A 22758-nucleotide genomic window follows, 5' to 3' on the forward strand; every position below is an offset into this window, starting at 1 on the left:
TGGAGAAGTTTTTTCTCATTCCATGACAGAAAGTTGTAGGATGAAGGAAAAGTTTGTATATTTATAAAGGAAGATGCCAAAGCGGCTGGAGGATGAGAGATGAATAAAAAAGATATTATCAAACTTCTTGAAACAATTGCAGTATATATGGAGCTGAAAGGAGATAATCCTTTTAAGATTTCTGCCTTTCGTAAAGCAGCGGCGGCACTGGAACAAGATGACCGCAGCCTTTCTCAAATAGATGATCTATTAGCATTACCCGGCATTGGAAAAGGAACCTTTGCTGTGATCACTGAGTATATTGAAAAAGGACAATCAGAAACACTCGAACAATTAAAAAAGGAAGTGCCTGAAGGACTTGTCCCGCTCTTAAAATTACCAGGACTTGGCGGGAAGAAGATCGCTAAGCTTTACCAAGAGCTTGGCGTCCACGATGCACAGTCGCTAAGAGAAGCATGCGAAGCGGAAAAGGTACAAGCACTTGCTGGCTTTGGCAAAAAAACAGAAGAAAAGATTCTCGCGGCTCTTGAGGAAGCGGGAAAGCAGCCGGAACGACTGCCAATTGGCTTTGCATTAGATGTGGCAGAGCGGATTGATCATGCGCTTGAAGAGACGAAAGGTATCATCCGTTTTTCAAGAGCTGGCAGTTTAAGACGTGCACGTGAAACCGTAAAAGATTTAGATTATATCATTGCGACAGATGATCCTGAGCAAGTCAGAGAGCAGCTCGTTGCACTTGATGATGTGAAAGATGTCATCGCAAGCGGTGATACGAAGGTATCTGTCATTCTTGCCCTTGATTTTGAGATCAGTGTGGACTTCCGGCTTGTGACATCAGACCAATTCGCGACTACGCTGCACCATTTCACTGGATCAAAAGATCACAATATTCGAATGCGTCAGCTTGCGAAGGAACGCGGAGAGCGCATTAGCGAATATGGTGTGGAAACGATTGAAACTGGAGAAGTGAAAACGTTTGAAGACGAGAGCGCTTTTTATGCGCATTTTCAACTTCCGCTCATTCCGCCAGAAATTCGTGAAACCGGAGCGGAGATTGATACGTATAAAGAAAGTATGCAGTTTGTAGAACTGAAAGATATCAAAGGCGACCTTCATATGCACTCGACATGGAGTGACGGAGCATTCTCTATTCGTGAAATGGCGGAAGCATGTATCGCAAAAGGCTATGAATACATGGCCATTACAGACCACTCGCAATATTTAAAAGTAGCCAACGGTTTAACAAAAGAACGTTTGCGTCTGCAAGCTAAAGAAATTGACAAGCTTAATCAGGAATTCGAGCATTTTCACATTTTCAAAGGGGTCGAAATGGATATCCTGCCGGATGGATCGTTAGATTATGATGATGACTTTTTAAAAGACATGGATTTTGTCATTGCGTCTATTCATTCTAGCTTCTCTCAGCCGGAGGAAGTCATTATGGAACGCCTTGAAAATGCCTTGCGAAATCAGCATGTCGATTTAATTGCACATCCAACAGGCCGTTTGATCGGCAGACGGGATGGCTATGCCCTAAATATAGATCAGCTCATAGAGCTTGCGAAGAAAACGGGCACTGCACTTGAGCTCAACAGTAATCCGTCAAGACTTGATTTGAAAACAGAGCATTTAATGAAAGCAAATGAAGCGGGTGTGAACATCATGATCAATACAGATGCGCACAACATCGCCATGCTGGAACATATGGAAGTCGGTGTAACAGCTGCAAGAAAAGGCTGGACACCAAAAGCAAATGTCGTGAATACTTTTACTCTAAACGAGATCAAAAAGTTTTTAACGCGTGACAGGTAGTCGTTAGGAGGCTGGACCATGCTGCAACAAAAAGTGTTAGCATCATTAGAATTTCATAAAGTAAAAGAAAAAGTGATGTCCTATACCGCATCCACATTAGGAAAAGAAAGAGCGCAGGATTTAACACCTCTGACGGATATAGAAACCATTCAGCATTTGCTGGAAGAGGTAGCAGAAGCACAAGATGTGATTCGCTTAAAGGGGTCTGCGCCATTTGGCGGGTTAACGGATATTAGACGCGCAGTTAAACGGGCAGAAATCGGCAGTACATTAAGCCCATCTGAGCTGATGGAAATCGCAGGACTATTATATGCGGTGAAAAATATGAAGCACTTTCTCACGTCCATGTATGAAGATGGAGTAGACATACCGCGCCTTCATACATATGCTGAGACGCTGATATTACTGCCTGAAATCAGAAAAGAAATCGAAAGCTGTATTGGTGATAATGGAGAAGTGCTTGATCATGCAACCCCTGCACTTCGTTCATTGCGCATTCAATTACGCTCACTAGAATCAAAGGTTCGTGATAAATTAGAATCGATGATTCGTTCACAATCGGCTTCGAAAATGCTGTCAGACACAATTGTCACCATTCGTAATGATCGGTTTGTTATTCCGGTGAAACAAGAGTACCGCTCGAATTACGGCGGAATTGTTCATGACCAATCATCATCTGGGGCAACACTTTTTATTGAGCCGCAAGTGGTCGTGGATGTAAATAACACCTTGCAGCAAACCCGTTTAAAAGAGAAGCAAGAGGTTGAAAAGATCCTCCAAATGCTGACAGAGAGCGTGTCAGAGCACATTGGGGAACTGCTTCACAATGTAAAGGAGCTGCAGACGCTAGATTTTATTTTTGCTAAAGCTAAATATGCAAAGGCAGAAAAAGCCACAAAGCCTGCTGTGAATGATCAAGGAGAGATCTATTTAAAACGAGCAAGACATCCTCTATTGCCTCGGGATCAAGTTGTCGCAAATGATATTGAGCTCGGCAAAGATTTTTCAACGATCGTGATTACTGGACCAAATACAGGGGGGAAGACAGTTACTTTAAAAACGCTGGGTCTTCTGACGCTGATGACACAGGCGGGCCTCCATATTCCAGTTGAAGAAGGCTCTGAAGTGGCTGTGTTCGACCAAGTCTTTGCTGATATTGGAGACGAACAGTCCATTGAACAAAGCTTGAGTACGTTCTCATCTCATATGGTCAATATTGTAGATATCTTAAAGCATTTGACATCTAACTCACTCGTGTTATTTGATGAATTAGGGGCAGGAACAGACCCAGCTGAAGGTGCGGAACTTGCGATGAGCATTTTAGATGAAGTGCATCAAACTAATGCACGCGTCATCGCAACGACTCATTATCCCGAGCTGAAGGCATATGGGTATAACCGGGAAGGCGTCACGAATGCAAGCGTGGAGTTTGACATTGAAACTTTATCACCAACGTACCGCCTGCTCATCGGTGTGCCTGGACGAAGTAACGCATTTGAAATTTCCAAACGTCTTGGTTTGCCTGACCACCTCATAGACCGGGCAAAAGCAGATATGCATGCAGAGCATAATGAAGTAGACCAAATGATTGCGTCATTAGAAGATAGCAAGAAACAAGCAGAAGAAGAACTGCATGAGACAGAAGTCTATAGAAAAGAAGCAGAAAAGCTTCATAAAGAATTGCAAAGACAAATTCTTGAATGGAATGAGCAAAAGGACAAACTGCTCGAAGAAGCTGAACATAAAGCGAAAGAGAAAATTGAACAAGCATCAAAAGAAGCAGAAGATATCATTCAAGAGCTGCGTTCGATAAAAAGTGAGCACCGCTCATTCAAAGAGCATGAACTCATCGATGCGAGAAAGCGTCTTGAAGAAGCGGTCCCTGAGTTTGACCGGAAGAAAAAGCCAGAGCCAGCGAAAAAAGCAGTAAGACAGCTGAAGTCAGGCGACGAAGTCAAAGTGCTCACCTTCGGGCAAAAAGGAACGCTGCTTGAACAAACAGGTGACAAAGAATGGAGTGTCCAAATGGGCATTCTGAAAATGAAGGTAAAAGAAAAAGACATGGAATTTATCAAATCAGCACCTGAATTTAAGCAAGAAAAAGCCATCACGGCAGTCAAAGGGAAAGACTATCATGTCTCGCTTGAGCTCGATTTAAGAGGAGAGCGTTATGAAAATGCCTTAAGCAGAGTCGAAAAATATTTAGATGATGCTGTATTAGCTGGTTATCCGCGCGTGTCGATTATTCACGGAAAAGGAACTGGCGCCCTCAGAAAAGGGGTTCAGGAATTACTGAAACAGCACCGAAGTGTGAAAAATGCTCGTTTTGGCGAACAAGGTGAGGGAGGATCAGGCGTCACCATCGTCGAATTAAAGTAAAAAGGAGAAAACGCATGAAAGCCTTTTGGGAAAATGAACTTGTGGAAATTGCCGCCTATTACAGCGTGGCCGTCCTATGTCTCGTCTTATTTCTAACCATTTTTGAACTCGTCACCTCCTATAAAAACTGGGAAGAGATCCAGCGGGGAAACTTAGCTGTTGCTATGGCAACAGGCGGGAAGATCTTTGGGATTGCGAATGTGTTTCAGCATTCCATCGCACAGCACAATTCCCTTCTTCAAATGGTTGGATGGGGCGTATACGGCTTTGTGATGCTGCTTGTCAGCTATTTCATTTTTGAATTTTTAACACCGCGATTTAAAGTAGACAAAGAGATTGAAAATGATAATAGAGCGGTCGGGTTTATTTCACTCATCATTTCAGTTGGGCTGTCTTACGTAGTAGCAGCCGGCATTTAAGGAGACGACATGGAAAAGCTAGCAAAAGTATTAATCGTAGTTGCCTGCACTTTTGCGGTCATTGGTGCCGTTTATCTGTTCCTGTGAAATGAAAAAAACAACGTTAGAAAGCTGTCAGGGAACCCCTTGGCAGCTTTTATCTCATCAAAGGCGGCGAATGACATGAAGCACATTCTGCAAAAAGACGAACTGATCAAGCGCATTGATACTTGTCTTCAAATGACATCCCTTCCAAGAGACATATACGAACCGTATATTGCACGTCCATTTCAAACGTCAGGATTTTTTGATGATTTGAGTCCCTATATTCAGATCGATTCGAGTGGTTATATCCTCATTCAATATGAACGAGGGATGAAAATGCTGCATAAAAGAACAAAAGTGGCGGATGAAGTTATTTACTGGATTTTAGAAGACACCATTTTTCTCACGGTTTACATTGACATGATGAGGAAGCATCAAGTCGACAACATCCAGACGCATTTACCGAATGACCCTAGTATCCATCAACAGATCGTGGAAAGAGTCAACGAGTCATTTCGTGCAATCGGCGGTTTATATGAACAGTGGCATCATGAAGGAAAAAGAGCCTCTATAGAAACACCGGCGAAAAAGTAAACGTGTGCAATTGAACCAAGCTCTATTAGAAAAAAGCAAACTGTCCTAAGGAAAAGTTTGCTATAATAAAATAGTACGAAAGTTCAGGAAGGAGGGTTTTTATGCAGTCAGATAAACGTTGGCTTCTGCATTACCCGAATCAAATTCCCCACGAACTCACCATCCCAAATGAAACATTACAATCTTACTTATTCAGCTCCGCAGAGGCTGCACCTGAGCATACAGCCATTCATTTTCTAGGAAAGAACATCACCTATGAACAGCTGCAAAAAGACGTATTGAAACTAGCCAGTCATCTGATGAAAATTGGCGTAAAAAAAGGCGACAGAGTAGCGATCATGCTGCCGAACTGCCCTCAATCGGTCATTTCTTATTATGCTGTTTTAATAGCAGGCGGCATCGTTGTTCAAACAAACCCGCTTTATACGGAGAAAGAACTGGAATATCAAATGGAGGACAGCGGCGCCAAAGTGCTGATCACGCTAGATCTGTTGTATCCAAAGGCTTATAAAATGAAAGCGCTGACAAGTATGGAACACTTAATCATTACCAAACTACAAGATTATTTACCATTCCCGAAAAACATACTGTTTCCTATTGTGCAAAGAAGAAAAAATAAAATGGTCATCCAAGTGGAGAAAAATGACACCATTCATCACTTCTCGCAGATCACGAAAGAATCGGCAGGTGAACAGCAAATTCCCGCACTTGCCTTTGAGCCGAAAGAGGATGTCGCTGTTTTGCAATATACCGGCGGAACGACCGGTTTACCAAAAGGGGTCATGCTCACACATGAAAATATTTTAGCGAATACTGAAATGTGCGCTTCCTGGATGTACAAAACGACCAGGGGGAAAGAACGCATCCTCGGCATCATTCCGTTTTTTCATGTCTACGGAATGACGACCGTCTTAAACCTTGCTGTCAAAGAAGGGCATCAATTGATTCTTCTTCCACGCTTTGATGTCGCAGATACCCTCAAAACCATTGAAAAACAGAAACCGACGCTATTTCCAGGCGCACCAACAATGTATATCGCCTTGCTGCATCATCCGAACATTGAAAAGTATGACCTGTCGTCCATCACTGCATGTCTAAGCGGCTCAGCGGCACTTCCTGTAGAAGTCAAACAAAGCTTTGAAAAATTAACAGGAGGACGCTTAGTGGAAGGGTATGGACTTTCAGAAACCTCACCCGTCACCCATGCTAACTTTTTATGGGGAGCGAACAAAACAGGCAGCATTGGCTGTCCGTGGCCTAATACAGATGCCGGTATTTATTGCGAGGAAACTGGAGGCCTAAAAGAACCATATGAGCATGGAGAAATCATTGTCAAAGGGCCGCAGATCATGAAGGGATACTGGAATCAGCCAGAGGAGACAGCGGCTGTATTACGAGATGGCTGGTTTTTCACCGGAGATATAGGGTATATGGATGAGGACGGTTTTTTCTATATCGTCGACCGGAAAAAAGATGTCATCATAGCGAGCGGCTATAATATTTACCCAAGAGAGGTCGAAGAAGCCCTTTATGAGCATGAGCTTGTACAAGAAGTCGTCGTCGCAGGTATTCCAGATCCGTACAGAGGAGAAACAGTGAAAGCATTTATTGTGCCGAAAAAGGATGCCTACTTAACAGAGGACGAACTTGATCGCTTTGTCAGGACGAGAATTGCCTCATTTAAAGTACCACGCGTGTATGAATTTAAAGAATCACTGCCTAAAACAGCCGTCGGGAAGATTTTGCGCAGAGTATTAATTGAAGAAGAAAAAAGAAAGCACGCTTCTTCATCTGAAACGCCTGCCGATCAACCGAAAACATAGCGGTCTGCATCATCCGGTCCACCGGCCGGATGATTTGAATGTTGACCGCCTGCTCTGTTATGCTAAAGGTGGAAAAGAAACAAGAAGATCACTTGACAAATCGCTCGTTTCTTTTTAACATGAAGTTATGAATGAATACTCATTCAATTCAGAAAGGGACGAAGCACATTGAAGCAGAAAAGACCGAAGTACATGCAAATTATTGATGCAGCAGTTGTGGTGATTGCAGAGAACGGCTATCATCAATCACAAGTTTCAAAGATTGCGAAACAAGCAGGGGTAGCAGACGGAACCATTTATCTTTATTTCAAAAATAAAGAGGATATTTTGATCTCATTGTTCAAAGAAAAAATGGGACAATTCATCGAACGGATGGAAACAGATATTCAAAAGAAACCGTCGGCGAAAGAAAAGCTTTTACTGCTCATTGAGGAGCATTTTCGTATGCTTGCGCAAAATCATCATTTGGCTCTTGTGACACAGCTCGAACTCAGGCAGTCAAACCTTGAGCTGCGGCAAAAAATCAATGAGGTGCTGAAAGGGTATTTAAATATGCTCGAGTCGATTTTAGCAGAAGGAAAGAAAACAGGAGAATTTAGACAAAATCTAGATGTCCGCTTAGCGAGACAAATGGTATTTGGGACGATTGATGAGACCGCTACAACATGGGTCATGAATGATCAAAAATATGATCTTCCTGCACTCGCAGAAAACGTACGTGATCTACTCTTAAACGGAATACATCAATCTTAAAGACATTTTGAAAAAGGATGATTGACATGGAAAAGATACTCACCTTACATCATGAAGGACAGACAGCACTTATTACGATTCAGCATCCACCAGCAAACGCCTTATCTTCTCAGCTGCTCACCGAGCTAAATGACATGTTTGACCAGCTCGAACAAAATGAAGAAGTAAGAGCCATTGTGATCCACGGAGAAGGTAGATTTTTCTCAGCAGGTGCTGATATTAAGGAATTTACGACGTTACAGGAAGAGTCTGACTATTCAAGCCTTGCAGACAGAGGGCAGCAGGTCTTTGAACGGATTGAGCAATGTCCAAAACCAGTCATTGCCTCGATTCACGGAGCTGCATTAGGCGGGGGCCTTGAGCTTGCAATGTCTTGTGATATCCGAATCGCAACAAAAGATGCGAAGCTTGGACTGCCGGAACTAAACCTCGGCATCATTCCAGGATTCGGCGGCACGCAGCGCCTGCCGCGCTATGTTGGTTCGGCTAAAGCTCTGGAAATGATGGGTACAGCTGAACCGATTACAGGTGAAGAAGCATTCGCCTGCGGACTTGTTTCAAAGCTGGCAGAAACAGAGGAAGAGGCGCTTGAAGAAGCCAAAACACTTGCGGCAAAATTTGCAACGAAAAGCCCAAAATCACTCGAGTATGTGCTGGATTTATTGAACGCAACAAAATTGTATTCATATGATGGCGGAATGAAACTGGAAGCCAAAAAGTTCGGTGAGATTTTCCAATCGAATGATGCTAAAGAAGGTATCCAAGCCTTTATCGAAAAGCGCAAACCGAATTTTAAAGGGGAATAAGGGATTAGAACGACACAAGGGGGAGAAATGGATGAATATATTTGTTTTGATGAAGCGTACGTTTGACACGGAAGAGAAGATTTCCATTCAGTCTGGTGCAATTCAAGAAGATGGAGCAGAGTTCATTATTAATCCTTATGACGAGTACGCCATAGAAGAAGCCATCCAGCTTCGTGACGAGCACGGGGGAGAAGTGACCGTTGTGACAGTTGGCAGTGAGGATGCGGAGAAGCAGCTGAGAACAGCGCTCGCTATGGGCTGCGATCAAGCCGTTTTATTAAATGTGGAAGACGACTTAGAAGAGTGGGATCAATATTCAGCTTCTACGATTCTTTACCACTATTTAAAAGACAAAGAGGCTTCCTTAATTTTAGCAGGGAATGTGGCAATTGACGGGGGCTCTGGACAGGTTGCCCCGCGTCTTGCTGAATTACTTGGCTTTTCATATGTCACAACGATTACAAGTATTCAAATTGACGGAGGCTCTGCTTCGATTGAACGAGATGCGGAAGGTGACGTGGAAGTAATTTCTGCCGAGCTCCCGCTTGTCGTCACTGCCCAGCAAGGACTCAATGAGCCTCGCTATCCATCATTACCAGGCATTATGAAGGCAAAGAAAAAGCCTTTAGAAGAAGTGGAACTTGATGATTTAGATCTTGATGAAGACGATGTGCCATATAAAATCAAAACAATTGAACGTTTCTTACCGGAGAAAAAAGAGGGTGGCAAGGTGCTCAGCGGTGAGCTTCAGGATCAAGTCAAAGAACTGACAGATCTACTAAGAAACGAAGCAAAGGTCATCTAAACATCCGCTTTACGATATCACGAGAACAAGGGGGAACTTGAAAGATGAGTAAAAAAGTTGTTGTACTTGGAGAAAGTCGTGACGGTAAATTAAGAAATGTGACATTTGAAGCCATTGCTGCCGCTCATCAAGTGGCAGATGGCGGTGAAGTCATTGGCGTGTTAATAGGGGAAGACGTCAAAGACCTAGCGAATGAACTGCTTTACTATGGAGCGGATCATGTCATGATTGTGGAGCATCCGCACCTTTCATACTATACATCAGATGGTTTTGCGCAGGCGCTTCAAGCGATATTAGATCAGGTTGACCCAGATGCCGTACTCTTTGGCCATACGTCTATCGGAAAAGACTTGTCGCCGAAAATAGCTGCACGCTTGCAGACTGGCCTAATTTCAGATGCGATTGATGTAAGCGTTACCGGAGAACACCTCGTTTTCACTAGACCGATTTACTCTGGTAAAGCCTTCGAAAAAGTGATTTCAACAGATCGTCTGCTTTTGGCGACCATACGGCCAAACAACGTGGCACCTCTTGAGCGGGATGCCTCACGAAGCGGAGAAATTACACCGGTTTCTGTCGATATTCAGAACCTGCGAACGATTGTGAAGGAAGTCATTAAAAAAACGTCAGAAGGTGTAGATTTATCTGAAGCAAAGGTCATCGTCGCCGGGGGACGCGGGGTCAAGAGCAAGGAAGGGTTTGAACCACTGAATGAACTCGCCGAAACGCTGGGCGCAGCAGTCGGTGCCTCGCGTGGCGCCTGTGATGCAGACTACTGTGATTATGCCCTGCAAATTGGGCAAACAGGTAAGGTCGTCACACCTGATCTCTATATTGCGTGCGGGATATCAGGGGCGATTCAGCATTTAGCCGGAATGTCTAACAGTAAAGTCATTGTGGCGATTAACAAAGACCCAGAAGCCGAGATCTTCAAAATTGCCGATTATGGAATCGTCGGTGATTTGTTTGAAGTGGTACCGCTTTTGAATGAAGAGTTAAAAAAGATGAATATCCACTCGTAACGCTCATACACTCAGAATGCCTAGGTATTCTGGGTTTTTTTGTATGTAATCAATAAACAAAGGAGCGGTTGACAAGTGAAGGGGACAGTAAAAGTCAATGACGTGATCGGACGTATTTCTAAACACATTTATGGACACTTTCAAGAGCATTTAGGAAGAGGGATTTATGACGGGATTTGGGTAGGAAAAGATTCAGCGATTGATCATATTGAGGGGATTCGTACGGATGTGCTAAAGGCTCTTCAAGCATTACATATTCCGGTGCTTAGGTGGCCAGGCGGCTGCTTCGCAGACGAGTATCATTGGGCAAATGGTGTAGGTGATCTCAGTGAACGAAAACCGATGGTGAACACTCATTGGGGCGGCACGGTTGAATCCAATGCATTTGGTACGCATGAATTTATGAAATTGTGTGAGCTGCTTGAATGTGAGCCTTATATTTGCGGGAATGTGGGAAGCGGGTCTGTTCAAGAATTAGCAGAATGGGTCGAGTATATTACATTTCCAAAGGGAACACCTATGTCTGATTGGCGTATTCAAAATGGAAAACAAGAACCTTGGAAGCTGACCTATGTTGGTGTAGGCAATGAAAGCTGGGGCTGCGGCGGGAATATGACGCCTGAATACTATGCTGATTTATATAAACGTTATCAAACGTATGTGAGAGAGTTTGCGGGTCAGACGATATACAAAATCGCGTGCGGCGCAAATTCAAATGACGTGAATTGGACAAAAGTATTAATGGAGCGGGCCGCACCTTGGATGGATGGACTCAGTTTGCATTACTACACTGTACCCGGTACATGGGAGAAAAAAGGGTCAGCGACTGAATTTGATGAGGATGAATGGTTTATCACGTTGAAAAAAGCCTATGAGATGGAACGGCTTGTCGTGGATCATGGAGAGATCATGGATCGTTATGATCCAGACAAGCGAATCGGGATGATTATTGATGAATGGGGAACATGGTATGACCCAGAGCCAGGGACAAATCCTGGGTTTTTGTATCAGCAGAACACACTAAGAGACGCCCTTGTTTGTGCTCTGCATTTTCATATATTTCATCGTCATTGCCAGCGGATTCATATGGCGAATATTGCCCAGACGGTCAATGTTCTGCAAGCAATGGTGTTAACGGAAGACGAAAAGATGCTCCTAACGCCTACGTATCATGTGTTTCACATGTTTCAAGTGCATCAAGAGGAAGAAGCACTTGAAGTGGAGTTTGTGTCAACGCCTTATGAACGCAGAGGAGAAAAAATACCTCAGGTTAGTGTGTCAGCTTCGCGTTCGTCAGATAAGATGCATATTAGCTTCTGTCACCTGAATCCGCATGAACAAAACGAAGTATCCCTTGCCATTGAAGGTTTGGATGCTCAAACGAAAGTCACGGGCCGCGTGCTGACAGCGGACCGCATGAATGCGCACAACACATTTGACGATCCTCATGCTGTCCAGCCAGCAGAGTTTCAGCAATTTGCTGTAAAACCCGGTGAATTGACCATAGATCTGCCGCCAATGTCGGTGGTGATGATCACGGTCGATCTGGCTTGATCGCATATTTAGATGTTTGATGAGCAGGATGTTGGGGCATCATACATTGTAAATGAAGCGGAAAGGGAGTTATTTATATGCTTAGAACGATTCTCATGATTATCGGTGCAATTGTTGTCATTGGTGCGATTGTACGGTTTGTTTTTTAATTCATTTCATAAAAAATGATTCGTAAGCATTTCATTCGCAAGTCACATTGGTAGATGCTATACTAAAAAGCATAATTTACATTGGAGGAATGAATAATGGCAATCGTAAAAGCGACTGACGCAACATTTTCACAAGAAACTGCAGAAGGTGTTGTTCTTGCGGACTTTTGGGCACCATGGTGCGGACCATGTAAAATGATTGCTCCAGTTCTTGAAGAACTTGATCAAGAAATGGGCGACAAAATGAAAATTGTAAAAATTGATGTAGACGATAACCAAGAAACTGCTGGTAAATACGGCGTGATGAGTATCCCAACACTTCTTGTTTTAAAAGACGGTGAAGTGGTAGAAACATCTGTTGGTTTCAAACCAAAAGAAGCACTTGCTGAACTTGTCAACAAACATCTATAAACCTGTCTATGCCCGAGTGGCATACTCACTGAAGCGGTTCTCGTAAAGACGAGAGCCGCTTTTCTTTCAACATGGTATAAAACAAATGTTCGTGATACACTAGAAGGAGTGAAAGAGGAAAACAAGGACGGATGAAAATATGAACAAACTGATCAAAGAAAAGCTATCGGTCTTGCCAGATCAACCAGGCTGCTACTTAATGAAAGATCGACAAAATACAGTCATTTATGTGGGAAAGGCAAAGGTCTTAAAAAATAGAGTGCGCTCTTATTTCACGGGATCTCATGACGCCAAAACGCAGCGGCTTGTCAGTGAAATTGAGGACTTTGAATACATTGTCACCTCTTCTAATATCGAGGCACTCATTTTAGAGCTAAATTTAATCAAAAAATACGACCCAAAATACAACGTCATGCTTAAGGATGACAAAACGTATCCTTTTATTAAAATTACGAATGAACGGCATCCTAAGCTGATCGTCACCCGCAATGTGAAAAAGGACAAAGGGAAATATTTCGGACCATACCCGAACGTACAAGCAGCCAGAGAAACGAAGAAGCTACTCGACCGTTTATATCCACTGAGAAAATGTGCAACCCTTCCTGATCGCGTCTGTCTATATTATCATCTTGGACAATGTCTCGCGCCGTGCGTATATGACATTTCTCAAGAAACGAATAAGCAGCTCGTGGACGAAATCACAAGGTTTCTAAACGGAGGGCATCAGCAAATCAAAAAAGAACTAAACGAAAAGATGCAGGAAGCCGCCGAACAATTAGAGTTTGAACGGGCAAAAGAACTGAGAGACCAAATCGCTTACATCGACTCAACGATGGAAAAGCAGAAAATGACGATGAGCGATTTATCAGATCGAGATGTCTTTGCATATGCCTATGACAAGGGCTGGATGTGTGTCCAGGTCTTCTTCATCAGGCAGGGGAAATTGATTGAACGCGATGTCAGCCTATTTCCTATGTATCAAGACCCTGAGGAAGAGTTCCTCACGTTTATGGGGCAATTTTATGCAAAGAACAATCACTTTCTGCCGAAGGAAATTTTGGTGCCAGACAGCGTAGATCAAGAGATGATTGAACAATTGCTCGAGACGAACGTTCATCAGCCGAAAAAAGGAAAGAAAAAGGATTTGCTTTTACTTGCCCATCAAAATGCCAAAATCGCCTTAAAAGAAAAATTTTCGCTCATTGAGCGTGATGAAGAGCGGTCCATTGGTGCGGTGAAGCAGCTTGGGGATGCACTAAATATTTATATGCCGTACCGGATTGAAGCATTTGATAACTCGAATATTCAAGGTGCAGACCCGGTTTCTGCCATGGTCGTCTTTCAGGACGGGAAGCCGTATAAAAAGGAATACCGAAAATACAAAATTAAAACCGTCACAGGGCCAGATGATTATGCATCGATGCGTGAAGTCATTAGAAGGCGATATACCCGCGTGTTAAAGGATGAGCTGCCGCTGCCAGATTTAATTTTAATTGACGGAGGAAAGGGACAGATCAATGCAGCGATAGATGTGCTTGAAAATGAATTGAATCTGTCTGTCCCAGTGGCAGGTCTTGTGAAAGATGAAAAACACAGAACTTCGAATCTCATGATGGGAGATACACTTGAAATTGTTGCGCTGGAGCGGAATAGCCAGGCCTTCTATTTATTGCAGCGCATTCAAGATGAAGTGCACCGGTTCGCTATTAGCTTTCACCGGCAGCTGCGCGGAAAAAATGCATTTCAATCTATTTTAGACGATGTACCAGGTATCGGAGAAAAGCGTAAAAAACAGCTTCTTAAACATTTTGGCTCTGTGAAAAAGATGAAAGAAGCCTCTATCCAAGACTTTCAGGAGGCTGGCATCCCGAAACAGACGGCCGAACTTTTAATGGAAGCATTAAAAAAATAGATTGTACTTTTTCCAAAAGTCTGTTAAGATTGTGACTAAATTTAATAAATGAACGTGTTGTTTGTTGAAGATAGAGGTGCGAACTTCAAGAGTAAGCCTTCAGAGATCGATGGGATCTAGGAAGAGGGCTGAAAGGGGAGCGTCGCCGAAGTGAATAAAATCCACTCATTTTATTCGCTGGCTGTACATTGAAGAAATGTAGGGCTGTCAAGAATATATTTCTTGGAGGGCTATCTCATTGTTTGCATCGTTTAATGATGATTTTAAAGCAATGGGAGATCTGTTCTCTCATTGCTTTTTTATTTGCAGTGAGCAGGCAGTCTCCAAAGCCGCTTCTTGCCTCTTCTCTCACACGTGATCTTTTGAAAAAGGGTGGTAGACATGGGACTAATTGTACAAAAATTTGGCGGAACGTCCGTTGGATCAACAGAAAAAATTCGCAATGCCGCAGAGAGAGTCATCGCTGAACGCGAGGCCGGACATGATGTGGTTGTGGTTGTGTCGGCAATGGGTAAATCTACGGATGTTCTAGTAGACCTAGCGAAAGAACTCACAGATCATCCAAGCAAAAGAGAAATGGATATGCTGCTCGCAACTGGAGAGCAAGTGACCATTTCCTTATTAACGATGGCGCTGCAAGCAAAAGGCTATGATGCCATTTCCTTTACAGGCTGGCAGGCTGGTATGAAAACAGAGCAAGTACATGGTAACGCAAGAATCGTGGATATTGATGAATCAAGAATAAAAGAGGAATTAAGTGCGGGGAAAGTCGTTGTTGTAGCTGGCTTCCAAGGAATTGCAGATGACTTACATATCACAACACTTGGACGCGGTGGATCAGATACAACGGCTGTGGCACTTGCTGCCGCATTAAAGGCTGATAAATGTGATATTTACACAGATGTACCAGGAGTGTTTACGACAGATCCGCGTTATGTACCATCCGCGCGGAAACTTGCAGGTATTTCATACGATGAGATGCTCGAACTGGCTAATTTAGGAGCTGGCGTCTTGCATCCGAGAGCTGTTGAATTTGCAAAAAATTATCAAGTCCCACTAGAAGTCCGTTCTAGTATTGAAAATGAATCGGGTACGTTAATTGAGGAGGAATCATCCATGGAACAAAATTTAGTCGTCAGAGGCATTGCATTTGAGGATCAGATTACACGCGTGACGGTGTGCGGTCTTTCAAGCGGCCTCACCACATTGTCGACCATCTTTACGACGCTTGCGAAGCAAAATATCAATGTCGATATCATCATTCAGTCCGTCACAAGCACCAATCAGACGTCCATCTCTTTCTCTGTGAAAACGGATGATTTGTCCAAAACAGTTGAAGTATTAGAAGAGTATAAAGGAGCGCTTGGCTACGAGCAGATCGAGACAGAAAGTAAATTAGCCAAAGTATCTATCGTTGGATCTGGTATGGTCTCAAATCCAGGAGTAGCCGCTGAAATGTTCGCTGTGTTAGCGGAAAAAGACATACAAGTGAAAATGGTCAGTACGTCTGAAATCAAAGTCTCAACAGTGGTTGGCCGAGATGATATGGTCAAAGCAGTTGAAGCGCTGCATGATGCGTTTGATTTATCAAAGGTAGCTGCCCATTCTTAAACAGGCAGGGAGGTGTATCTCTTAAAAGAGTGCTCCTCTTTTTTATATTCGAAACCGCCGCATACAAGAAAGGAAAACGTGCGTAAACCCATTCACTAAGTATGCTATGATAGAAGAAGGCAAACAAAAAGGCGTGACCTGAAGTCCGCGCCTTTCATAAAGAGTGTTAGCTAGGGTCTCTTAAATCCCATTTAACGGTTAAAATGACTTTATCAGCACGCTTTTTCACTTGTTCATAAGATTCAGCCACGTGCTCGTTGAGAAGCTGGATTTGTTCAGCAATAAAACCTGCTTCCATCTGAAAGCATGGCTCCTTTTGATAGGTGATTCGATTTGATACAAGTGGACCTTCGAGCTCAAACTCAATTTCCTGTTTTTTCGAATGGACCATCGTGAGCGTTCCCCATCCGGCATCATGGAAAAATTCGGGGATCTTCTCCCATGACTCTTGAGGAAATTTACGAGCAAGCAGTTTACCCGCAAAATACATCATAGATGAATGATCCTGACCCAAAATATCAGGCAGCAGAACTTCGCGTATCAGCTCGTAGGCAAATCCATTGACTTCAATTTCTTTTAGCTGTTCTAAGTTAGATTCGAATTTATTCATTGTACGGCTCCCCTCTTTCAACAATTTATTATAGCTTATGTAAGCATATGATGACAGAGTTTTCCCTGAAGTCTAAGAAATTCTTATTGTAGTAAAACGAATTTTGATTTAAAACTTTTAAATTTCGGAAAATTTTAATTTATGTACGCGGTTTCTTGACGCTTTTTTGACATAGGAGTAAAATGAAATTGTCAATAAATTTGAATAAAGTGCTTACAATTGAAAGAAGCGGGGGTAAGACAATTTTCAGCAATTGCACTTTTTACTAGGGGGTAAAGTAATGTCGGGGAACAAAGAATTTTTTTATCGGAGATTGCATTCTTTGCTTGGCGTCATTCCGGTCGGTCTATTTTTAGTACAGCACTTAGTGATTAACCACTTTGCGACGAATGGACCAGAGGCGTTTAACAAAGCTGCACACTTTATGGAACAGCTTCCATTCAGATATGCACTTGAGCTGTTCGTGATTTTCTTACCACTGATCTATCATGCTGTTTATGGGGTGTACATAGCCTTTACGGCACAAAACAACACGTCTCGCTTCAGTTACTTAAGAAACTGGTTGTTCAGACTGCAAAGGATTTCAGGTATCATCACATTAATTTTTGTCACTTGGCACGTATGGGAAACACGAATTCAAGCTCAGCTTGGAGCTGAAGTGAACTATGACATGATGGCGAATATTTTAAGCTCTCCATTTATGCTAGGCTTCTATATTGTCGGCGTTTTATCTACTATTTTCCACTTTGCTAATGGCTTGTGGTCATTTGCTGTCAGCTGGGGAATTACTGTTTCACCACGCTCACAAAGAATCTCCACATATGTGACATTAGGTATATTTATAGCGCTTTCATATGTAGGGCTAAGAGCAATTTTCGCTTTTGTTTAAGAGGAAATAGATTAGTAGAAGAGGGAGAGGGGCTACAATGAGTAATTCTAGCATCATCGTTGTCGGAGGCGGCTTAGCTGGTCTCATGGCAACTATCAAAGCAGCAGAAGCGGGAACAGCTGTTAAACTATTTTCAATCGTACCTGTGAAACGTTCGCATTCTGTCTGTGCACAGGGCGGAATCAACGGAGCGGTCAATACAAAAGGTGAAGGGGATTCACCTTATGAGCATTTTGATGACACGGTGTATGGCGGAGATTTCTTAGCGAACCAGCCGCCAGTAAAGGCAATGTGTGAAGCAGCGCCGTCCATTATCCACTTACTTGATCGGATGGGTGTCATGTTTAACAGAACACCAGAGGGATTACTGGACTTCCGCCGCTTCGGGGGAACACAGCACCACCGTACAGCATTTGCTGGAGCTACAACAGGTCAGCAGCTATTATATGCACTAGATGAGCAGGTTCGCCGCTATGAAGTAGCAGGGCTTGTCACGAAATATGAAGGCTGGGAATTCCTTGGCGCTGTGTTAGATGACGAGGAAGTATGCCGAGGCATTGTCGCGCAGAACTTGACGACAATGGAAATTGAATCCTTCCGTTCAGATGCAGTGATCATGGCAACTGGTGGTCCTGGAATTGTGTTCGGTAAATCAACGAACTCGATGATCAACACTGGATCTGCTGCATCCATCGTCTATCAGCAAGGTGCTCATTACGCAAATGGAGAATTCATTCAAATTCACCCAACAGCGATCCCTGGAGATGACAAGCTTCGTCTCATGAGTGAATCGGCTCGTGGTGAAGGCGGACGTGTTTGGACATATAAAGACGGGAAACCTTGGTACTTCCTTGAAGAAAAATACCCAGCATACGGGAACCTTGTACCGCGTGATATCGCAACGCGTGAAATCTTCGACGTATGTGTCGAGCAAAAGCTTGGCATCAACGGAGAGAACATGGTATACCTCGATCTTTCTCATAAAGATCCAAAAGAACTTGATATTAAACTTGGCGGCATCATTGAAATCTATGAAAAGTTCATGGGTGATGACCCGCGTAAGCTTCCAATGAAAATTTTCCCTGCTGTTCATTATTCAATGGGCGGATTATGGGTTGATTATGATCAAATGACGAATATCAAAGGTCTATTCGCTGCCGGAGAATGTGATTACTCTATGCACGGCGGAAACAGACTTGGTGCAAACTCACTGCTTTCTGCGATTTACGGCGGGATGGTCGCTGGACCAAATGCGGTCAAGTACATTAGCGGCCTTGAAAAATCTGCGGAAGACCTATCTTCTGCAACATTTGACAGCGCTGTGAAGAAAGAGCAGGAGAAATGGGACAACATCCTCAGCATGGACGGAACAGAAAATGCATACGTGCTTCATAAAGAGCTTGGAGAATGGATGACGGATAACGTCACAGTTGTTCGTTACAATGACAAACTCTTAAAAACAGATCAGAAGATCGAAGAATTAATGGAGCGCTACAAGCAGATTAACATCAACGATACAGCTTCATGGAGCAACCAAGGCGCTGCCTTCACACGTCAGCTTGACAACATGCTTCAGCTGGCAAGAGTCATTACGATCGGGGCATACAACCGGAATGAAAGCCGAGGCGCACACTACAAACCGGATTTCCCAGAGAGAAACGATGAAGAATTCCTAAAAACAACGATGGCTACGTTCAAAGGGAAAAATCAAAAGCCTGCATTCCACTATGAGGACGTCGATGTATCGTTAATTGCACCTCGTAAACGAGATTACTCGAAGAAAAAGGTGGAGAAATAAGATGAGTGAAAAAAACACGATTCAATTCATTATCACACGTCAAGATACAGCAGATGGAAAGCCTTATGATGAAGAATTCGAAATCCCTTACCGCCCAAATATGAACGTCATTTCCGCCCTTATGGAAATAAGACGGAACCCGGTCAATAAACAAGGGGAAAAAACAACAGCGATTAACTGGGATATGAACTGTCTTGAAGAGGTGTGCGGAGCTTGTTCCATGGTCATTAATGGAACACCGCGCCAGTCATGTACAGCACTCATCGATCAGTTAGATCAGCCGATTCGTCTTCAGCCGATGAAGACATTCCCGGTTGTGAGAGACTTGCAGGTTGATAGAAGCCGGATGTTCAATTCCTTGAAAAAGGTGAAAGCATGGGTACCGATCGATGGCACATATGATCTCGGTCCTGGACCAAGAATGCCTGAGAAAAAACGTCAATGGGCGTATGAGCTTTCTAAATGTATGACATGTGGTGTCTGCCTTGAAGCTTGTCCAAACGTGAATGATAAGTCTTCCTTTATGGGCCCTGCACCGCTTTCACAAGTCCGTTTATTTAACGCACATCCGACAGGTGCGATGAATAAGTCTGACCGTCTAGAAGAAATTATGGGGGACGGCGGTCTTGCGAACTGCGGGAACTCCCAAAACTGTGTGCAGGCTTGTCCGAAAGGAATCCCGCTGACAACGTCAATTGCAGCACTTAACCGAGATACAACTTTACAAGCATTCCGTAACTTCTTCGGAAGCGATCACGCAGAATAACATCACATTCAGTCCTCTTTGCCAATTATGATGAGTGTTTAAGGGGCTGGATGCAACATATAAACAAACGCCTCTTCCAATACGGGAGAGGCGTTTTGTTTCCAAATAAGGAGATGATCAAGTGAGATTTCCGTCATATATTGAAGAACCGTTTGAAGAGTGGAGGGCATCCTTTCGATTTTATGTCGAAACCACCGTTCGTTTTTCAGAAACGGATATGTTTGGCCATATGAACAATGTCACCCCTTTTGTGTATTTTGAAGAGGCACGAATTGCCTTTTTTCAAAAGACGGGAATTGTTGATAAACGGATGAAACGTGTGAGAGAGACCATGACAGTCGTCGCAAACCTGCAATGTGATTACATCAAGCAGGTAGAGATTGGGGAGAGGCTTCGTGTGTATGTCAAGCCGGAAAAGGTCGGATCAAGCTCACTCATCCTTCATTATTTAGGAGAAAATGAGCAGCAGGAACCTTGCTTTACAGGCTCAGTCACCATGGTGCAAATTAGTAAAGACACAGGCGCATCTGTCCCGTTTACAGAGGAAGAAAAAGAGACGTTTCAGGCGCAGCGAAATGAGTAATATGCTGGCTCATCAACATGCACGCTTCATTTTGTTATAATAAAAGCATCATATCAACAAGAAACAAGAGGAGAACACATGAAGATTTTTCAATATGACACCATTGATAGTACAAATAATGAAGCGAAAAGGCTCATGCAGCAAGGAGAAAAGCCCTCATTTGCTGTCTATGCACGCCAGCAGACAGCAGGAAGAGGCAGACTCGGCAGGCCGTGGGAAACACCTTTAGGGAATGTGGCGGTGACCATGACAGTCTTACCGCCAGCAGAACTCTCCAACCAGTCAACGATCGCCCCGCTGACAGCACTAGCAATCTATGATGTGCTGAAACCACTCATGAGAGCGGAGGATCAGCTGGCGATCAAATGGCCTAATGATATTCTCATTAATGAAGCAAAGGTATCCGGCACATTAATTGAAGCAGACCGCAGTTCCATTTATATCGGTGTTGGCATCAATGTAGAGACGAAGCCGGAGCATGTCCCGTACAAAACCATTTGCTTATCAGAGCTGACAGAGGTGAAAGCCGATCAGCTAGTGAAAGAACTGGCAGCGGCTTTTGAAAAATACCATTCACGCTGGCAGAATGAAGGGTTTGAAGCACTGACTGCCCTCTATAACAAACGGTTATATCGTCTCAACAAGCCCCTTCGCATTTCGTTAGATCGTGAAAAACAAACATGGGAAGAAGGCATTTGCTGCGGAGTCAATCGCTACGGTCATCTCCAGTTAAAAGATGAGAAAGGGCAGATAAAAGCTCATTCTGCTGGAGATATTGATGCCCCGCTTCAACATTAAAAAAAGCAGACGATGTTCTCGTCTGCTTTAGGCTTCTCTTTTGATCTGAGGCTGCACGATATAGTCTTGTTTTGTAAAGACAACCCCGTCTAGAATTTCTCTTGCGGTTCGAATGACTTTGACTCTGTTTTGAGAGATGTCAATTTCAGTTTGCATAATACCAGCAGGATGCCCAATACGAAGTGTGTCGTCATGCCCTTTAAACAGCTGAGCCGGAAGCGTTTCATCCAAGAAACAGCTGGCTGTCACGCAGACAGAGCCGGTAATGGCAAGTGCTTGGTGCGGTCTTTGCATCGATAGCATACGAACGATGATGTCCATATCGGCTGCTCTTCTCAAGATTCCATTAGTATCTACATAATCAGCAGGCTCGCTAATGAGCGCAAGCTTTGGAACAGCTGGAGACTGTAATGTCGCCTTTTCTTTTGGTGCAAAGTGACACATTTCAGCAGCGATAGAACGAATTTCTTCTAAATCATCCAATAATTCGTCTGTAAACTCTTCAGGCAATTCAGTTCCTTTTAATTGAATATCTTTGGCACGAATAAAGGCAATTGGATTTGCAATGTCAACAATCGAGATGGGAATCTCTCCAAACTTTGTTTGAATCGTATCAATTTTGTTTCCAGTCGGAAAGGTTTTACCTGTGACAGCACCTTCAGGATTTTCAAAAGATAAATAAATGGGAGAACCTGTCCCTTTTACTCCTGGAATTTCTGCCTGTCCCTCAAATTTTACTTCTCCATTTTCGACTTCGACCTCTGCTGTAATGACTTTATTTGTGTTGGTATTGAGGATACGTACAGTCGTAATGGGCTCGACCGCTTGAACAAGTCCTTTAATGATGGCATATGGTCCAACAGCTGATGAGATGTTCCCACAGTTTCCTTTAAAGTCGACAAATCTCTCATTAATGCTGACTTGTGCAAATGTATAGTTCACATCCACATCTGGGCGGATGGCTTTATCGATAATGGCCACTTTGCTTGTTAAAGAATTACCGCCGCCGATTCCATCGACCTGCAACCGGTCAGGGCTGCCCATAATGTCTAGTAGAAATGCCTCGAGCTCATCGTGTTCAAATGGTGCATTGTTTGCTTGAATGAATACCCCTTTACTTGTACCGCCTCGCATGATTGTGATTGGAACTTTTCTCATTACTCTCACCCTCAATTTTTTAATGAACTGTTTATCTAATCAAAATGGTAAAGTATAATAAGAAATAAGTTAAATACATTAT

General features: G+C 43.4%; 20 protein-coding genes and 1 riboswitch. Of the genes, 18 read left to right on the plus strand and 2 right to left on the minus strand.

Going from position 1 to position 22758, the window contains the following annotated elements; genetic code table 11:
- The first annotated feature begins 99 nt into the window (after positions 1-99).
- From polX to ACP7A0_RS06505, 13 genes are all read left to right on the plus strand, one after another.
- Positions 100-1812 (plus strand): DNA polymerase/3'-5' exonuclease PolX, encoded by a 1713-nt coding sequence (polX, locus tag ACP7A0_RS06445; RefSeq protein ID WP_066030574.1) that lies wholly within the window; start codon positions 100-102, stop codon positions 1810-1812.
- A 21-nt stretch (positions 1813-1833) separates the two neighbouring features.
- Entirely contained in the window at positions 1834-4191 is a 2358-nt protein-coding gene (locus ACP7A0_RS06450; RefSeq protein WP_426004748.1) for an endonuclease MutS2, read from the plus strand.
- 14 nt (positions 4192-4205) lie between these two features.
- Entirely contained in the window at positions 4206-4610 is a 405-nt protein-coding gene (locus ACP7A0_RS06455; RefSeq protein WP_007501637.1) for a DUF350 domain-containing protein, read from the plus strand.
- Between the two features lie 162 nt (positions 4611-4772).
- On the plus strand, positions 4773-5228 hold the full coding sequence (locus tag ACP7A0_RS06460; RefSeq protein ID WP_066030575.1) for an immunity 63 family protein: 456 nt from the start codon (positions 4773-4775) through the stop codon (positions 5226-5228).
- A gap of 101 nt (positions 5229-5329) precedes the next feature.
- On the plus strand, positions 5330-7051 hold the full coding sequence (locus tag ACP7A0_RS06465; RefSeq protein ID WP_060596963.1) for an AMP-binding protein: 1722 nt from the start codon (positions 5330-5332) through the stop codon (positions 7049-7051).
- 168 nt (positions 7052-7219) lie between these two features.
- Positions 7220-7804: a TetR/AcrR family transcriptional regulator gene (locus tag ACP7A0_RS06470; protein WP_003216590.1), complete on the plus strand. Its 585-nt coding sequence runs from the start codon at positions 7220-7222 to the stop codon at positions 7802-7804.
- A gap of 26 nt (positions 7805-7830) precedes the next feature.
- Entirely contained in the window at positions 7831-8610 is a 780-nt protein-coding gene (locus ACP7A0_RS06475) for an enoyl-CoA hydratase (protein WP_060596962.1), read from the plus strand.
- A gap of 31 nt (positions 8611-8641) precedes the next feature.
- A complete protein-coding gene (locus ACP7A0_RS06480) occupies positions 8642-9415 on the plus strand; it encodes an electron transfer flavoprotein subunit beta/FixA family protein (protein ID WP_060596961.1) in 774 nt (257 codons plus the stop codon).
- A 44-nt stretch (positions 9416-9459) separates the two neighbouring features.
- Positions 9460-10437, plus strand: a complete 978-nt coding sequence (locus ACP7A0_RS06485; protein WP_106036944.1) for an electron transfer flavoprotein subunit alpha/FixB family protein — start codon at positions 9460-9462, stop codon at positions 10435-10437.
- A gap of 75 nt (positions 10438-10512) precedes the next feature.
- Positions 10513-11991, plus strand: a complete 1479-nt coding sequence (locus ACP7A0_RS06490) for an alpha-N-arabinofuranosidase (protein WP_066030577.1) — start codon at positions 10513-10515, stop codon at positions 11989-11991.
- Between the two features lie 245 nt (positions 11992-12236).
- Positions 12237-12551: a thioredoxin gene (gene trxA / locus ACP7A0_RS06495; RefSeq protein WP_007501629.1), complete on the plus strand. Its 315-nt coding sequence runs from the start codon at positions 12237-12239 to the stop codon at positions 12549-12551.
- 139 nt (positions 12552-12690) lie between these two features.
- Complete coding sequence (uvrC, locus tag ACP7A0_RS06500; RefSeq protein ID WP_426004610.1) at positions 12691-14463, plus strand: excinuclease ABC subunit UvrC; 1773 nt, start codon at positions 12691-12693, stop codon at positions 14461-14463.
- A gap of 63 nt (positions 14464-14526) precedes the next feature.
- Positions 14527-14704: riboswitch (Lysine riboswitch) on the plus strand.
- A 140-nt stretch (positions 14705-14844) separates the two neighbouring features.
- Positions 14845-16074: an aspartate kinase gene (locus ACP7A0_RS06505; protein WP_060596957.1), complete on the plus strand. Its 1230-nt coding sequence runs from the start codon at positions 14845-14847 to the stop codon at positions 16072-16074.
- A gap of 166 nt (positions 16075-16240) precedes the next feature.
- On the opposite strand, the gene ACP7A0_RS06510 is transcribed toward ACP7A0_RS06505, so the two are convergent.
- Positions 16241-16684, minus strand: a complete 444-nt coding sequence (locus ACP7A0_RS06510) for a YslB family protein (RefSeq protein WP_034661763.1) — start codon at positions 16682-16684, stop codon at positions 16241-16243.
- 280 nt (positions 16685-16964) lie between these two features.
- Here ACP7A0_RS06510 and ACP7A0_RS06515 point away from each other — a divergent pair, with 280 nt between their 5' ends.
- The 5 genes from ACP7A0_RS06515 (at position 16965) to ACP7A0_RS06535 (ending at position 21518) form a co-directional block, all read left to right on the plus strand.
- A complete protein-coding gene (locus tag ACP7A0_RS06515) occupies positions 16965-17573 on the plus strand; it encodes a succinate dehydrogenase cytochrome b558 subunit (protein WP_047945318.1) in 609 nt (202 codons plus the stop codon).
- A gap of 37 nt (positions 17574-17610) precedes the next feature.
- Positions 17611-19371: a succinate dehydrogenase flavoprotein subunit gene (sdhA, locus tag ACP7A0_RS06520; RefSeq protein WP_012010817.1), complete on the plus strand. Its 1761-nt coding sequence runs from the start codon at positions 17611-17613 to the stop codon at positions 19369-19371.
- A gap of 1 nt (position 19372) precedes the next feature.
- Positions 19373-20137: a succinate dehydrogenase iron-sulfur subunit gene (gene sdhB / locus ACP7A0_RS06525; RefSeq protein WP_060596956.1), complete on the plus strand. Its 765-nt coding sequence runs from the start codon at positions 19373-19375 to the stop codon at positions 20135-20137.
- 121 nt (positions 20138-20258) lie between these two features.
- A complete protein-coding gene (locus ACP7A0_RS06530; RefSeq protein WP_426004613.1) occupies positions 20259-20720 on the plus strand; it encodes an acyl-CoA thioesterase in 462 nt (153 codons plus the stop codon).
- Positions 20721-20798: 78 nt separating this feature from the next.
- On the plus strand, positions 20799-21518 hold the full coding sequence (locus ACP7A0_RS06535; RefSeq protein ID WP_375566086.1) for a biotin--[acetyl-CoA-carboxylase] ligase: 720 nt from the start codon (positions 20799-20801) through the stop codon (positions 21516-21518).
- Between the two features lie 27 nt (positions 21519-21545).
- On the opposite strand, the gene ACP7A0_RS06540 is transcribed toward ACP7A0_RS06535, so the two are convergent.
- Entirely contained in the window at positions 21546-22676 is a 1131-nt protein-coding gene (locus ACP7A0_RS06540) for a 2-methylaconitate cis-trans isomerase PrpF family protein (protein WP_375566084.1), read from the minus strand.
- Positions 22677-22758: the final 82 nt, after the last annotated feature.

Source organism: Bacillus sp. DWP3-1 (assembly GCF_049896565.1).
GTDB lineage: Bacteria > Bacillota > Bacilli > Bacillales > Bacillaceae > Bacillus.

Bases quoted from the DNA above. Each gene is read 5' to 3' on its own strand.
- ACP7A0_RS06535 (WP_375566086.1), top strand. From the start codon at position 20,799: ATGAAGATTTTTCAATATGACACCATTGATAGTACAAATAATGAAGCG.
- ACP7A0_RS06505 (WP_060596957.1), top strand. From the start codon at position 14,845: ATGGGACTAATTGTACAAAAATTTGGCGGAACGTCCGTTGGATCAACA.
- sdhB (WP_060596956.1), top strand. From the start codon at position 19,373: ATGAGTGAAAAAAACACGATTCAATTCATTATCACACGTCAAGATACA.
- ACP7A0_RS06480 (WP_060596961.1), top strand. From the start codon at position 8,642: ATGAATATATTTGTTTTGATGAAGCGTACGTTTGACACGGAAGAGAAG.
- uvrC (WP_426004610.1), top strand. From the start codon at position 12,691: ATGAACAAACTGATCAAAGAAAAGCTATCGGTCTTGCCAGATCAACCA.
- ACP7A0_RS06540 (WP_375566084.1), bottom strand. From the start codon at position 22,676: ATGAGAAAAGTTCCAATCACAATCATGCGAGGCGGTACAAGTAAAGGG.
- trxA (WP_007501629.1), top strand. From the start codon at position 12,237: ATGGCAATCGTAAAAGCGACTGACGCAACATTTTCACAAGAAACTGCA.
- sdhA (WP_012010817.1), top strand. From the start codon at position 17,611: ATGAGTAATTCTAGCATCATCGTTGTCGGAGGCGGCTTAGCTGGTCTC.
- ACP7A0_RS06485 (WP_106036944.1), top strand. From the start codon at position 9,460: ATGAGTAAAAAAGTTGTTGTACTTGGAGAAAGTCGTGACGGTAAATTA.
- ACP7A0_RS06455 (WP_007501637.1), top strand. From the start codon at position 4,206: ATGAAAGCCTTTTGGGAAAATGAACTTGTGGAAATTGCCGCCTATTAC.
- ACP7A0_RS06460 (WP_066030575.1), top strand. From the start codon at position 4,773: ATGAAGCACATTCTGCAAAAAGACGAACTGATCAAGCGCATTGATACT.
- ACP7A0_RS06510 (WP_034661763.1), bottom strand. From the start codon at position 16,684: ATGAATAAATTCGAATCTAACTTAGAACAGCTAAAAGAAATTGAAGTC.
- ACP7A0_RS06475 (WP_060596962.1), top strand. From the start codon at position 7,831: ATGGAAAAGATACTCACCTTACATCATGAAGGACAGACAGCACTTATT.
- polX (WP_066030574.1), top strand. From the start codon at position 100: ATGAATAAAAAAGATATTATCAAACTTCTTGAAACAATTGCAGTATAT.
- ACP7A0_RS06465 (WP_060596963.1), top strand. From the start codon at position 5,330: ATGCAGTCAGATAAACGTTGGCTTCTGCATTACCCGAATCAAATTCCC.
- ACP7A0_RS06515 (WP_047945318.1), top strand. From the start codon at position 16,965: ATGTCGGGGAACAAAGAATTTTTTTATCGGAGATTGCATTCTTTGCTT.